The following is a 12830-nucleotide window of genomic DNA, read 5'->3' as shown; positions in this document are numbered from 1 at the left end:
CGGGCGGCGCGGCGATCGCGCTGGCCGCGCTGCTGGCGATCACCGCCGGCGCGCTGCTGCAGAAGCGCAGCGGCGTGGCGCCGGCCGATGGCCTGGCGATGCAGACCGCGATCGGCCTGGCGATGAGCCTGGCCTGCCTGCCGCTCGCGCCGGGCGGATCGCTCGGCGCGGCGCTGCGTTTCGACGCCAGCCCCGCGCTGCTGATCGCGGTGCTGTGGCTGGGCCTGGTGATCTCGGTGGCGGGGCAGATGCTGTTCTACCGGCTGATGCGCGACGGCGACGCCGTCAACGTGACGAGCCTGTTCTACCTGGTGCCGGTGGTCACCACGCTGATGGATGCGATCGGCTTCGGCCACCTGCCGGGCCGGCTCGAGATGCTCGGCATGGCCGCGATCCTCGGCGGCCTGGTGCTGGTGTTCCGGCATGCGCCCGATCGTGCGCTGCGGCAAATGAAAGCTCGTGGAAATACTTCGGAAAGCGAAACATGAAACCGTGGGCGCCGATCGTTGCCGGGAGGTGTTTCTTCGGATTCGCAACAATCCGGAAGGCGAAATTCGGCGTTTCCTTACCTATACTCGAATCAACCGCGCGCGAATCACGCGCGGATGACAGATCGAGACGGGAGACGAACATGGGCTACTTCACGATCGGCGATTTCATCCTTCTGATTCCGATGGCGCTGGCCGGTGCGCTGTTCCTCGGCGCGGTGCCGTGCGGCACGCACAACATCCGGCACAACGTGCTGCGCGTGCTGGGTGCCGCGCTCGGGGTCGGCGTCGCGTTGCTGCTGGTCGAGGGATTGCCGGCGCTGATCTAGCGGCACCGGCTGAACGCTCGATGAATCGACGACGCGCGCCCGGCGCGCGTCGCCTCCAGCCTTTATCGCGCCGCAAAGGCGCGAGCCTCGATCAGATCTCCTGGTCGGTGGACGGCTTTTCCCACAGATTGATCCCGCCTTCGGTCGCGTAACGATCGATCTCGGCCAGTTCCTCGGCCGTGAAGTCGAGCCGCTTCAAGGCACCGACGTTCTCGCGCACCTGCTCGGCCCGGCTCGCGCCGATCAGCGCCGAGGTCACGCGATTGCCGCGCAGCACCCAGGCCAGCGCCATCTGCGCCAGGCTCTGGCCGCGGCGCGCGGCGATCTCGTTGAGCTTGCGCACATGCTCGATGTTCTGCGCGCTCAGGTGCTCGGCCTTCAGCGAGCCGCCGCCCGGCTTGTTGACGCGCGCATCGTCGGGAATCCCGTTCAGGTATTTCGAGGTCAGCAGGCCCTGCGCGAGCGGCGTGAAGGCGATGCTGCCGGCGCCGGTCTCGTCGAGCGCGTCGAACAGCTCGCGCTCGGGCCAGCGGTTCAGCAGGTTGTAGGCGGGCTGGTGGATCAGCAGCGGCACGCGCTCCTCGGCCAGCAGCCGGGCGATCTCGCGCGTCTTGGCGGCCGAGTACGAGGACACGCCCACGTACAGCGCCTTGCCCTGCTTCACCGCCGTGGCCAGCGCGCCGGCGGTTTCCTCCAGCGGCGTATGCGCGTCGAAGCGATGCGAATAGAAGATGTCGACATAGTCGAGGCCCATGCGCGCGAGGCTCTGGTCGAGGCTCGCCAGCACGTACTTGCGCGAGCCGCCGCCGCTGCCGTAGGGGCCCGGCCACATGTCCCAGCCGGCCTTGGTCGAGATCAGCAGCTCGTCGCGATAGGGGCGGAAATCCTCCTTCAGCAGGCGGCCGAAGTTGATCTCGGCGCTGCCGTAGGGCGGCCCGTAGTTGTTGGCGAGATCGAAGTGGGTGATGCCGAGATCGAAGGCGGTGCGCAGGATCTCGCGCTGCGTGGAGAGCGGCGTGGTATCGCCGAAGTTGTGCCAGAGGCCGAGCGACAAGGCCGGCAGTTTGAGGCCCGACTTGCCGCAGGTGCGGTACGGCATGTCGGCATAGCGTTCGGATGCTGCTTCGTAGGCCATCGAGGAATCCCCTGTCGAGTCGAAGAAGGCCGCCCGGCGCTGCGCGTGGAGCGCGCGGCCGGGCGGACGGGAAACGCGAGCCGCCCATGGTAGCGGGCCCGACGCGTTCGCGCAGCCTCGTCGCGACGGCATGGACGCGATCGCGCCGCTAACCTACACTGCGGCGTCCTGATGATTCGTTACAGCGAGGAAAACCATGACCCGAGCGATCTCGGTCGCGCTGATCGTCGGCGGCATCGTGCTGCTGTATTTCGGCGGCCAGTCCTTCCATTCGTTCAACGACAGCCTGTCGCGACTGTTCACCGGCTCGCCCGCCACCAAGACGATCCTGCTGATCGCGGGCGGCACGGTGGCGATGCTGGCCGGGCTGATCGGCCTGGCGATGCCGGGCGGCAGGCGCTGAGGAGGACAGGTACGCGCCTGGCGCGCGTCGAAACGAAAAACGGGCGACCGATCCTGGATCGGCCGCCCGTTTTCGCATGGCGCCTGTCGCCGGCTCGCGCCTCAGAGTCGAACGTCGGGCTTCGAGGCCGAGCGCGAGCCCGGCAGCGGGCGATTGCTTTCGGCGTGATAGGTGTAGACCAGCGAGAACTTCACCTGGTCGCTGCGATTCTGCCCGGCCGAATGCAGCGTGTTGCAGTGGAAGAACACCACGTCGCCGGGGCTCAGCTCGGGGCAGACCGCGCGATCGATCAACGCGCGATTGGCCGGCAGGTCGCCGCGGAAGAACTTCGCCTCGTCGAAGGCCTCGGCGCCGAACTCGGCCGTATGCGAACCGGGCACCAGCCACAGCGCGCCGTTGGTATTCGTCTCGGCGCCCACCGCGAGCCATACCGAAACCAGATCGGCGCGCTCGAAGGCCCAGTAGCGGAAATCGCGATGCCAGCCGGTCAGGCTGCCGTACATCGGATGCTTGGTCATCATGCAGTTGTGATGCACGCGCGAGAGCAGCGCCGTCTCTCCGAAGTAGGCCTGCATCCAGGCGGCGATCTCGGGGGCGGTGGCGCGCTGGGCGAACTCGGGCGCGCGCGAGTGGGCGTCGAGCAGGCGCCGCACGGTGCGCCCGCCCGGCGCGTCCTTCGATTCGGGCGCGCCCGGGTAGCGCAGGTCGGCCTCGAACTCGAGCGGCTCGGCGGCCTCCCGCAGCTGCCGCTCGGCGACGGCCTTCAGCGCCGCGCAGGTCTCGGGCGCGACCAGCCCCCGGGCGATCACGTAACCGTGCTCGCGCAAGTCGGCGATTTGCGCGCGAATCATCTCGGACTGCGGTGAGGACATGGGTGGCTCGATGTCGTTTTTATGAATCGATGATTGTAAGACGGCGGGGATTGATCCGGAACCCGGCATTGTCGGCGACAGGGATATGTCGGGCCGGCTTGCGCGGCAGCATGGCGGGGCGCCGGAGCGCGGAACTGTCGCGCGGCCCGGGCGACTAACCCGGCGATGCGCGTGCCGCGCCGCCCTTGGGCCGGAATCAGGGTTGTCTCGACTTCTGGGCGTCACGGATCGCCGGTAGGCTGGCGGCGCCTGTCATTTCGACCGGCGCGGCCTATTTTGGCATCCGCTACCATGCAGCGGCACCTTGCCTGGGGCCCATTCACTCAGGTGTCGGAAGCCGGTCGCGCGACTGCGCGCAGCCGATCCGGCACTTTTACGAGCCAAGTCACACCGTCATGTCCTTCAGTCTCACCTCCCGCCTGAACCGCGCCGCCAAGCGTCTCGCCCCGCTCGAACCCCGCCGGATCGTCCGTGCGCTGCGCCACCATCACGCCCGCACGCGCGCGCTGGCGAACCGCGCGATCACGCCGGCCGCGCCGCGCCTGGGTGGCCTGCGCAGCTGGCTGCATGCGTTCCTGGCCACTATGCGCGCCCACGCGAGCGCGCGCCGCCTGGGCCTGCCCGCGCTGCTGCGCAAGCCCTCCTCGCTGCGCCTGCTCGCGCTGCGCCGCGCCAACGGCCCCCGCCGGCGCGTGAATCGCCCGCGCCGCCTGTCGGCCAGCGCCGGCTGGTTCGCGTTCGGCGCACGCTGAAGCACGGCTCCGGACCAACGGCCCGGGCCGCCGCCGGGCACGCCGCCTGCGCGGCATTCCTCATACCGATCGTCTTGGCGGCGGTGGGCGTGTTCCCGCCCCGTTGCCCGCGCCCCTCGTTCGCGCCCTCGTCCGCACCCGCGACGGGCAATAAAAAACCCCGGCCAGGCCGGGGTTTTTTCATCTGCCGTCAGGGACGGCGCAGCGCGACGCTCAGACCGCGACAGCCGGTTCGACGCCGGCCGCTTCGGCCAGCGCGAGCGCCTTGTCGGTCGCTTCCCAGGTGAATTCCGGCTCGGCGCGGCCGAAGTGGCCGTACGCGGCGGTCTTCTCGTAGATCGGGCGCAGCAGGTCCAGCATCTGCACGATGCCCTTCGGACGCAGGTCGAAGTGCTCGCGGACCAGCTTGGTGATCGTGTCGTCCGACACCTTGCCGGTGCCGAAGGTGTTGACCATCACCGAGGTCGGTTCCGCCACGCCGATCGCGTAGGAAACCTGGATCAGCGCGCGCGAGGCCAGGCCCGCGGCGACGATGTTCTTGGCGACGTAGCGGCCCGCGTAGGCGGCCGAACGGTCGACCTTGGACGGATCCTTGCCCGAGAACGCGCCGCCGCCGTGCGGTGCGGCACCGCCGTAGGTGTCGACGATGATCTTGCGGCCGGTCAGGCCGCAATCGCCTTGCGGGCCACCGATCACGAAACGGCCGGTCGGATTGACCAGGAACTTGATGTCGCCCTTGATCAGCTCGGCCGGCAGCGTCGGCTTGATGATCTCCTCGATCACGGCTTCGCGCAGTTGCGGCAGGTCAATGTCCGGCGCGTGCTGCGTCGACAGCACCACGGTGTCGATCGCGTGCGGCTTGCCGTCGACGTAGCGGACCGTGACCTGCGACTTCGCATCCGGGCGCAGCCAGGGCAGGCGGCCGTCGCGGCGCAGGTTGGCCTGACGCTCGACCAGGCGGTGCGACAGGTAGATCGGCAGCGGCATCAGTTCCGGCGTTTCATCGCACGCGTAACCGAACATCAGGCCCTGGTCGCCCGCGCCCTGGTCGAGGTTGTTGTCGTGCGCGCGGTCCACGCCCTGCGCGATGTCCGGCGATTGCTTGTCGTAGGCGACCAGCACCGCGCAGCCCTTGTAGTCGATGCCGAAGTCGGTGTTGTCGTAACCAATGCGACGGATCGTATCGCGCGCGATCTGGATGTAGTCGATGTTCGCGGTGGTGGTGATTTCACCGGCGAGCACGACCAGACCCGTGTTGCACAGCGTTTCGGCGGCAACGCGGGAGTATTTGTCTTGCGCGAGGATGGCGTCGAGGATCGCGTCGGAGATTTGGTCGGCGACCTTGTCCGGATGGCCTTCGGAAACGGATTCGGACGTGAAGAAGAAGTCGTTTGCCACTTTGTTCAAGCTCCTTGGTGGTTACGGTTGCATTCACGTAGCCAGCTTCGGTTGCTTGTTGAAGTGGCGACGCTTTAGCGGATTCCTTGGTCCGGATGAGCCTGGTAGACCCGTCCGGCTTCGCCCCGCAAGTTGTCAGTTAACTCGGCGAAGCCCGTATTATATCGGCTTTCTCCCTTTGTCACACAAGAGCGCCGTGGTGTTTCCGCCGATCCTCATTCTGAATTCATTTCTTTATTCGCCGGCCTTTCGCGCCGCCGCGGCAGCGCGGAGCCGCGCATGCTAGCGCGCCTGGGAACGCAATTCGCGTTGCTGCTGCTCAAGCTGTTCGCGCTGCTTCCTTATAGCGTGACGGCCCGCTTCGGCGATGGTCTCGGCTGGCTGCTCTATCGCATCCCGAGCCGGAGAAAACGCATCGTACATACGAATCTGAAACTCTGCTTTCCCGAGTGGAGCGAGGCGCGGCGCGAGGAAATCGCCGGCCGGCACTTTCGTCATGCGATTCGCAGCTACGTCGAGCGCAGCGTGCAATGGTTCGGCTCGGAGAAGAAGCTCGCCAGGCTGATCGAGGTGGACAGCGCGATCGACCTGACCGATCCGGACCTGCCGCCCACCCTGTTCCTGGGCCTGCATTTCGTCGGCATCGAGGCCGGCTCGATCTGGCTGAACCGCTCGCTGCAACGCACCTGCGGTTCGTTGTACCAACCATTCTCGAACCCGCTGCTGGAAGCCGAGGCCAAGCGCGCGCGCGGCCGCTTCGACGCCGAGATGGCGAGCCGCGCCGACAGCGCGCGCATCGTGCTGCGCTGGCTGCGCGACCGCAAGCCGGTGATGCTCGGCGCCGACATGGACTACGGCGTGCGCAATTCCACCTTCGTGCCCTTCTTCGGGATTCCTACCTGCACGCTGACCGCCGTGGGCCGGCTGGCCAAGACCGGGCGCGCGCAGGTGGTGCCCTTCATCGGCGAGGTGCTGCCGAACTACAAGGGGTATCGCCTGCGCGTGTTCAAGCCCTGGGATGACTACCCGACCGGCGACGACGATCTCGACGCGCGCCGCATGAACGCCTTCCTGGAGGAGCAGATCCCGCTGCTGCCGGAGCAGTACTACTGGGTGCACAAGCGCTTCAAGACGCGGCCGCCGGGCGAGCCGGGGTTCTATTGAGCGTCGCGCGCGACGGGGCACGACCCCGCGCTGGTCGGACGAATCGGCCGGGCAAGGCAAGAAGGCCGGGATGGGTAATCCCGGCCTTCGTCGTTTGGGGTTGCCCCGCGCTGCGGGCCAGGGTTCAGGCGCGAGCCCGAATCACCTTGGGCATGCCTTTGGCGCGAGCCTGCGCCAGATCGTAGGCGAGTTGCTCGGCGAGCCAGAGATCGGCCCGGCCGCCGTTCTCGATGCCGAGCCAGCCCTCGATGCGCAAGGCCATCTCCGGCGAGATCGCGGCCCGGCCGTTGAGCACGCGCGACAGCGCGGCCCGCGTCACGCCCAGCTGGGCCGCGGCCTCGGTGACGGTCAGGCCGAGCGCGGGCAGCACGTCTTCGCGCAGCGTTTCGCCGGGATGTGGTGGATTGGAAATGCGCGTCATGTCGCGAACCCTGTCGGTCAGTGATAGTCCAGGTAGTCGACGAGGATCGCGTCCTCGCCGTCGAATGCGAAGATCAGCCGCCAGTTGCCGCTGACCCTGACGGAGAAATACCCGCCCAGCTCGCCGCCGAGCGCATGCAGCCGCCACCCGGCGAGATTCATGTCCCGCGCGCAACAGGCGATATCGAGGCGCATCAACTGACGCCGAAGCCGCGACGCATGGTCGGGCCGAATACCTGCCTTGCTGCCGTAAAGGAAAAACGCTTCAAGACCCTTGTGACGCCACGACTTGATCATGGACCTCCCGATCTATGTCCGTGCCGGCGCCATCGCCGGCGGCCATTCATCGGGAAACGAAGGAATCTGTCCAGGCCGCGTGTGCAGCGAGCAGCCACACTATACGCAACGCCATGGTCCCGAGTCAACGGCCAAGAGCGGCCATTGTGCGTGTCCTGCCATCTCGTAATCGCTCGCCCCCTGCGCGCTGGCCATCCGGCCAGGCGTCGCCGCGAAAAGGCCGCGCCGTCCCTCGCGTCCACCCCGCCCCCCATTGCCGGCCGGCACTCCATGTATCATTCACGCTCAGGCTGGCGCGCGTGTTCGCGAACCGCGCGGCGGGGCCGCCCAGGCCCACCCAGTCCCGTTTCGACAGGCAAACCTGGAACACCGTGAAACTTCCGTTCACCAAGATGCAAGGCGCCGGCAACGACTTCGTCGTGCTCGACGGCACCGCCGGCGATCTCGGCCTCACGCCCGAGCGCGTGCGCGCACTCGCCGATCGCCATTTCGGCATCGGCGCCGACCAACTGCTGCTGGTCGAGCGGCCGAGCCTCGACGGCGTCGATTTCAAGTACCGGATCTTCAATTGCGACGGCGGCGAGGTCGAGCATTGCGGCAACGGCGCGCGCTGCTTCGTGAAGTTCGTACGCGACAAGGGCCTGACGGACAAGACCACGGTGCGCGTGCAGGTCAAGCACGGCGTGATCACGCTGAGCATGCAGGACAACGGCGAGGTGGTGGTCGACATGGGCTCGCCCGTGTTCGAGCCGGCCCGCGTGCCGTTCGACGCGGCCGGGCTCGAGGGCCGCCGCGACGGCGCCGATACCGTCTACCCGCTCGAGGTGAACGGCGCGACGCGCTGGATCTCGGTGGTCTCGATGGGCAATCCGCATGCGGTGCAGTTGGTCGAGGACGCCGAGGCCTTCGCAGTGCTGGAAGACGGCCCGGTGATCGAACGCCACACGCGCTTCCCGCAGCGCGTCAATGCCGGCTTCCTGCAGATCGTCTCGCGCCGGGAGGTGAAGCTGCGCGTCTACGAGCGCGGCGCCGGCGAGACGCTCGCCTGCGGCACCGGCGCCTGCGCCGCGGTCGCGGCCGGGATCCGGCGCGGCCTGCTCGATTCGCCGGTGGCCGTCCAGACCCACGGCGGCACCCTGACGATCCACTGGGACGGCGCGCGCGACCAGGCCGCGCCGCTCTACATGGCAGGCCCCGCCGTCACCGTGTTCGACGGCGCCATCGAACTGGCCGACTGACCGCCACGCCCCCGAACCCCAAGCGCACCGGAACCCTGACGCCTTATGAACGAACGCGACGTCGCCGACTACCTGCTGGCCAACCCCGAATTCTTCGCGCGCCACGCGGAGCTGCTCGCCTCGGTCAAGCTCGCGAACCCGCACGGCAAGGCCGCGATCTCCCTGCAGGAACGGCAGATGGAGATGCTGCGCGACAAGAACAAGCTGCTCGAGCGGCGGCTCGCCGAGCTGCTGCGCTACGGCCACGAGAACGACGGCCTGTCGACCAAGTTCAACCACTGGATCTCGCGCGTGATCGCCGAGCGCGACGCGCATGCGCTGCCGCGCGCGATCGCGGGCGGGCTGGCCGAGGTGTTCGACGTGCCGCAGACGGCGCTGCGGATCTGGGACGTCGCCGATACCTACGCGCAGGCCGAATTCGCGCGCAACGTCGGCGAGGAAGTACGGCTGTTCGCCAACAGCCTGGCCACACCCTATTGCGGCGCGAACTCGGGCTTCGAGGCGGCGCAATGGCTGGCGCCGGTCGAGGCGCAGCCGGCCGCGGCCCTGGCAGAAGGCGCCGAGGCGGCCGAGGCCGGCGCCCGGCCCTCGGGCGCGGCCGAATCGATCGCGCTGATCGCGCTGCGCGCCCCCGAAGCCGGGGAAGGCGCCCCCACCTTCGGCCTGCTGGTGCTCGGCTCGCCCGATCCGCGCCGCTTCCACGACGGCATGGGCACCGACTTCCTGACGCGCATCGGCGCGCTGGCCAGCGCCGCGCTCACGCGCCTGCTGCCGCACTGAACGAGCGCGCCATGACCGACGATCCGATCGCTGCCTACCTGTCGTACCTGCAGCACGTCAGGCAGCTCTCGGAACACACGCTGCGCGGCTACGCGCACGAACTCGACGCGCTGCTCGCGTTCGCCGACGGCCGCCCGCTGGCGAGCCTGGGCGCGGCCGACATGCGCGGCGCGGTGGCGCGCGCGCATGCCGGCGGCCTGTCGGCGCGCTCGATCGCGCACCGGCTGTCGGCCTGGCGCGCCTTCTACCGCTGGTACGCGCTGCGCGTGGAGATGCCGGCCAACCCGGTGGCCACGGTGCGCGCGCCCAAGCGGGCGAAGACCTTGCCCAAGGCGCTGTCGGTGGACGACGCCAACACGCTGATGGAGTCGCCGTTCCCGGAAACGCCCGAGGGCCTGCGCGACCACGCGATCCTCGAGCTGTTCTATTCCTCCGGCTTGCGCCTGGCCGAGCTGGTCGGCCTCGACGTGCACTACACGCAGGCCGACGGCTACCGCTCGGCGAGCTGGCTGGACCGCGAGCAGGCCGAGGTCAGCGTGCTCGGCAAGGGCGGCAAGGAACGCAAGGTGCCGGTCGGGCGCAAGGCGCTCGAGGCGCTCGACGCCTGGCTCGCGGTACGCGCGGGCTGGGTGCGCGACGATCCGCATCCGCTGTTCCTCTCGGCGCGCGGCAAGCGCATGTCGCCCGGCGTGGTGCGCGAGCGCGTCAAGCGCGCCGCCCTGGTGGCCGGCATCCCCGCCAACGTCCATCCGCACGTGCTGCGCCACTCGTTCGCCACCCACGTGCTGCAGTCGAGCGGCGACCTGCGTGCGGTGCAGGAGCTGCTCGGCCACGCCAGCATCTCGGCCACCCAGGTCTATACCTCGCTCGACTTCCAGCATCTCGCGCGCATCTACGACAGCGCGCATCCGCGCGCGAAAAAGCGCGACTGACGCGCGCCGCGCCCTCCTTGCCCCGCCGCGTGCCCCACGCGGCCCGATTCGATACCGACATGCATACCGTTACGCTCAAGCCGTCGAAAGACAAATCCCTGCTGCGCCGCCATCCCTGGGTCTATGCCAACGCGATCGAGCGCGTCGACGGCAAGCCCGCCGCCGGCGCCACCGTGCTGGTGCGCTCGCACGACGGCCGCTTCCTGGCGCGCGGCGCGTTCAGCCCGGAATCGCAGATCCGCGTGCGTGTCTGGAGCTTCGACGAGGCCGAGCCGATCGACCACGCCTTCTTCAAGCGCCGCGTGCAGCGCGCCGTGGCCCATCGCCAGGCGATGGTGAGCGACACCGAGGCGGTGCGGCTGGTGTTCGGCGAGGCCGACGGCCTGCCGGGCCTGATCGTCGACTACTACGTGGCCGACGGCCTGCCGGCCGAGCTGCCCGTCGGCCAGTCGCCCGCGGCCACGCCGCCCTCGGCCGAGCGCCGCGGCCAGCTGGTCTGCCAGTTCATGGCGGCCGGCGTGGAGGCCTGGAAGGAGGCGATCGTCGCGGCACTCGCGGCGGCCACCGGCTGCCCGAACGTCTACGAGCGCTCGGACGTGTCGATCCGCCAGAAGGAAGGCCTGGAGCAGGTCACCGGCGTGCTGGCCGGCGATGCGCCGCCGCCGACGCTGATCGCGCGGGAGAACGGCGTGCGCTACCACGTCGACGTGCCCAACGGCCACAAGACCGGCTTCTACGTCGACCAGCGCGACAATCGCGCCCTGGTCGGCCAGCTCGCGCGCGAGCGCGAAGTGCTGAACTGCTTCTGCTACACCGGCGGCTTCTCGCTGGCCGCGCTGGCCGGCGGCGCCCGCCGCGTGGTGTCGATCGACTCCTCGGGCGACGCGCTGGCGCTCGCGCAACGCAACGTGGCCGCCAACGGCCTGGACCCGGCCCGCGCCAGCTGGCTCGACGCCGATGCGTTCAAGACCCTGCGGCGCCTGGCCGACGAGGGCGAGCGCTTCGACCTGGTGGTGCTCGATCCGCCCAAGTTCGCGCCGGCCCGCGAGCACGTCGATCGCGCCGCGCGCGCCTACAAGGACATCAACCTGAGCGGCTTCCGCCTGCTGCGCCCGGGCGGCCTGCTGTTTACCTATTCGTGCTCGGGCGCGATCGACATGGACCTGTTCCAGAAGATCGTGGCCGGCGCGGCGGCCGACGCGCGCGTCGACGCGCGGATCCTCAAGCGGCTCGGCGCGGGCGTCGACCACCCGCTGCTGACGGCCTTCCCGGAAGGCGAATACCTGAAGGGCCTGCTGTTGCAAATCGCCTGAGCGCCCCGATCTGGGATTGCCGCGACGCGCCCCGGCCGAACGGCCGGGGCGCGGGCGCTTGACAACTATGTTTCAATAGGTGGTTCCGCGTGCGCGCCGGCAGGCCGGCGCGGCACCCAGATTCCGGCAGTTTTGACCCCGTTTCACGAACCAAGGCGATCGACATGGCCACCCCAGTCACCATCCTCACCGGCTTCCTCGGCAGCGGCAAGACCACCCTGCTCAAGCGCATCCTGAACGAACAGCACGGCATGAAGATCGCCGTGATCGAGAACGAGTTCGGCGAAGAGAACATCGACAACGAGATCCTCGTGCAGGACAGCAACGAGCAGATCATCCAGATGAGCAACGGCTGCATCTGCTGCACGATCCGCGGCGACCTGGCCCGCGCGCTAGAGGACCTGGCCGCGCGCAAGCGCGAGGGCAAGCTCGATTTCGACCGCGTGGTGATCGAGACCACCGGCCTGGCGAACCCGGGCCCGGTGGCGCAGACCTTCTTCATCGACAGCCAGATCGCCGACGATTTCCTGCTCGACGCGATCATCACCCTGGTCGACGCCAAGCACGCCAACGCCCAGCTCGACGAGCACGAGGTGGTGCAGCGCCAGGTCGGTTTCGCCGACCGCCTGTTCATCACCAAGGCCGACCTGGTCAACGAGGCGGCGCTGGCCTCGCTCAAGCACCGCCTGATGCACATGAACCCGAAGGCGGCGATCCGCCAGGTCGACTTCGGCCAGGCCGACATCAAGGAAATCTTCGACCTGCGCGGCTTCAACCTGAACGCCAAGCTCGAGATCGATCCGGATTTCCTGGTCGAGGACGAGCATGACCACGCGCATCACGGTCACGACCACGGCCATGGACACGGTCATGACCACGGCGACCATGCGCACTGCGATCACGACCACGGCCATTGCGAGCACGACCACGAGCATGGTCACGGCCATCACCACGCCCACCACGACGACAAGATCAAGTCCTTCGTCTATCGCAACGACCGCCCCTTCGATCCGACCAAGCTCGAGGACTTCCTCGGCGGCATCCTGCAGATCTACGGCGAGCGCCTGCTGCGCTACAAGGGCGTGCTCTACATGAAGGGCGTGGACCGCAAGGTGGTGTTCCAGGGCGTGCACCAGATGATGGGCAGCGACCTGGCCGGCAAGTGGATGCCGATCGAGAAGAAGACCAACAAGATGGTCTTCATCGGCATCGACCTGCCGCAGGACCTGATCACCGACGGCCTCGACGCCTGCCTCGCCTGATCGCGCCGGGCCGGGCCGGGCCGGCCGCCGCGCGCGGCTGGTTCGGC

The 12830-nt window shown here is 68.6% G+C and carries 15 protein-coding genes; 10 read left to right on the top strand and 5 right to left on the bottom strand.

What is annotated here, in order from left to right:
- Window positions 1–488 (top strand): DMT family transporter (locus tag F3J18_RS31430; protein ID WP_166916012.1); only part of this gene is annotated, 488 nt, incomplete at its 5' end.
- Between the two features lie 143 nt (window positions 489–631).
- On the top strand, window positions 632–817 hold the full coding sequence (locus F3J18_RS31425) for a hypothetical protein (protein WP_013699699.1): 186 nt from the start codon (window positions 632–634) through the stop codon (window positions 815–817).
- A gap of 91 nt (window positions 818–908) precedes the next feature.
- Here F3J18_RS31425 and mgrA read toward each other — a convergent pair whose 3' ends face one another.
- The gene (gene mgrA / locus F3J18_RS31420; RefSeq protein ID WP_025100316.1) at window positions 909–1952 is read right to left on the bottom strand and encodes an L-glyceraldehyde 3-phosphate reductase; all 1044 of its coding nucleotides are present in this window, start codon (window positions 1950–1952) and stop codon (window positions 909–911) included.
- Between the two features lie 196 nt (window positions 1953–2148).
- Between mgrA and F3J18_RS31415 the strand changes: the two genes are divergently transcribed.
- Complete coding sequence (locus F3J18_RS31415; RefSeq protein WP_013699701.1) at window positions 2149–2355, top strand: DUF3185 family protein; 207 nt, start codon at window positions 2149–2151, stop codon at window positions 2353–2355.
- Between the two features lie 101 nt (window positions 2356–2456).
- On the opposite strand, the gene F3J18_RS31410 is transcribed toward F3J18_RS31415, so the two are convergent.
- Window positions 2457–3296, bottom strand: coding sequence for a phytanoyl-CoA dioxygenase family protein (locus F3J18_RS31410; protein WP_240154817.1), 840 nt, complete (start codon window positions 3294–3296; stop codon window positions 2457–2459).
- A gap of 326 nt (window positions 3297–3622) precedes the next feature.
- Between F3J18_RS31410 and F3J18_RS31405 the strand changes: the two genes are divergently transcribed.
- On the top strand, window positions 3623–3979 hold the full coding sequence (locus F3J18_RS31405; RefSeq protein WP_166916010.1) for a hypothetical protein: 357 nt from the start codon (window positions 3623–3625) through the stop codon (window positions 3977–3979).
- A gap of 213 nt (window positions 3980–4192) precedes the next feature.
- On the opposite strand, the gene metK is transcribed toward F3J18_RS31405, so the two are convergent.
- Window positions 4193–5377, bottom strand: a complete 1185-nt coding sequence (gene metK / locus F3J18_RS31400; RefSeq protein WP_013699704.1) for a methionine adenosyltransferase — start codon at window positions 5375–5377, stop codon at window positions 4193–4195.
- A 279-nt stretch (window positions 5378–5656) separates the two neighbouring features.
- Between metK and F3J18_RS31395 the strand changes: the two genes are divergently transcribed.
- Window positions 5657–6541 (top strand): lipid A biosynthesis lauroyl acyltransferase, encoded by an 885-nt coding sequence (locus tag F3J18_RS31395; RefSeq protein WP_166916008.1) that lies wholly within the window; start codon window positions 5657–5659, stop codon window positions 6539–6541.
- A gap of 124 nt (window positions 6542–6665) precedes the next feature.
- Here F3J18_RS31395 and F3J18_RS31390 read toward each other — a convergent pair whose 3' ends face one another.
- Both F3J18_RS31390 and F3J18_RS31385 read right to left on the bottom strand, forming a co-directional pair.
- Window positions 6666–7028, bottom strand: coding sequence for a HigA family addiction module antitoxin (locus F3J18_RS31390; RefSeq protein WP_323637566.1), 363 nt, complete (start codon window positions 7026–7028; stop codon window positions 6666–6668).
- Window positions 6980–7258: a type II toxin-antitoxin system RelE/ParE family toxin gene (locus F3J18_RS31385; RefSeq protein ID WP_013699707.1), complete on the bottom strand. Its 279-nt coding sequence runs from the start codon at window positions 7256–7258 to the stop codon at window positions 6980–6982. Before F3J18_RS31385 ends, F3J18_RS31390 begins: the two co-directional genes overlap by 49 nt.
- 371 nt (window positions 7259–7629) lie before the next feature.
- On the opposite strand from F3J18_RS31385, the gene dapF reads away from it, so the two are divergent.
- The 5 genes from dapF (at window position 7630) to F3J18_RS31360 (ending at window position 12783) form a co-directional block, all read left to right on the top strand.
- The gene (gene dapF, locus F3J18_RS31380; protein WP_166916006.1) at window positions 7630–8496 is read left to right on the top strand and encodes a diaminopimelate epimerase; all 867 of its coding nucleotides are present in this window, start codon (window positions 7630–7632) and stop codon (window positions 8494–8496) included.
- A 45-nt stretch (window positions 8497–8541) separates the two neighbouring features.
- Window positions 8542–9276 (top strand): DUF484 family protein, encoded by a 735-nt coding sequence (locus F3J18_RS31375; protein WP_013699709.1) that lies wholly within the window; start codon window positions 8542–8544, stop codon window positions 9274–9276.
- Between the two features lie 11 nt (window positions 9277–9287).
- Complete coding sequence (gene xerC / locus F3J18_RS31370) at window positions 9288–10208, top strand: tyrosine recombinase XerC (RefSeq protein WP_166916004.1); 921 nt, start codon at window positions 9288–9290, stop codon at window positions 10206–10208.
- 59 nt (window positions 10209–10267) lie between these two features.
- Window positions 10268–11521: a class I SAM-dependent rRNA methyltransferase gene (locus tag F3J18_RS31365; protein ID WP_036034689.1), complete on the top strand. Its 1254-nt coding sequence runs from the start codon at window positions 10268–10270 to the stop codon at window positions 11519–11521.
- Window positions 11522–11685: 164 nt separating this feature from the next.
- Complete coding sequence (locus F3J18_RS31360; RefSeq protein ID WP_166916002.1) at window positions 11686–12783, top strand: GTP-binding protein; 1098 nt, start codon at window positions 11686–11688, stop codon at window positions 12781–12783.
- Window positions 12784–12830: the final 47 nt, after the last annotated feature.

Origin of the sequence: Burkholderia sp. Ax-1720, from assembly GCF_011753035.1 — a bacterium.
Taxonomy (GTDB): domain Bacteria; phylum Pseudomonadota; class Gammaproteobacteria; order Burkholderiales; family Burkholderiaceae; genus Burkholderia; species Burkholderia gladioli.
This window is presented reverse-complemented; position numbering and strand designations above follow the sequence as displayed.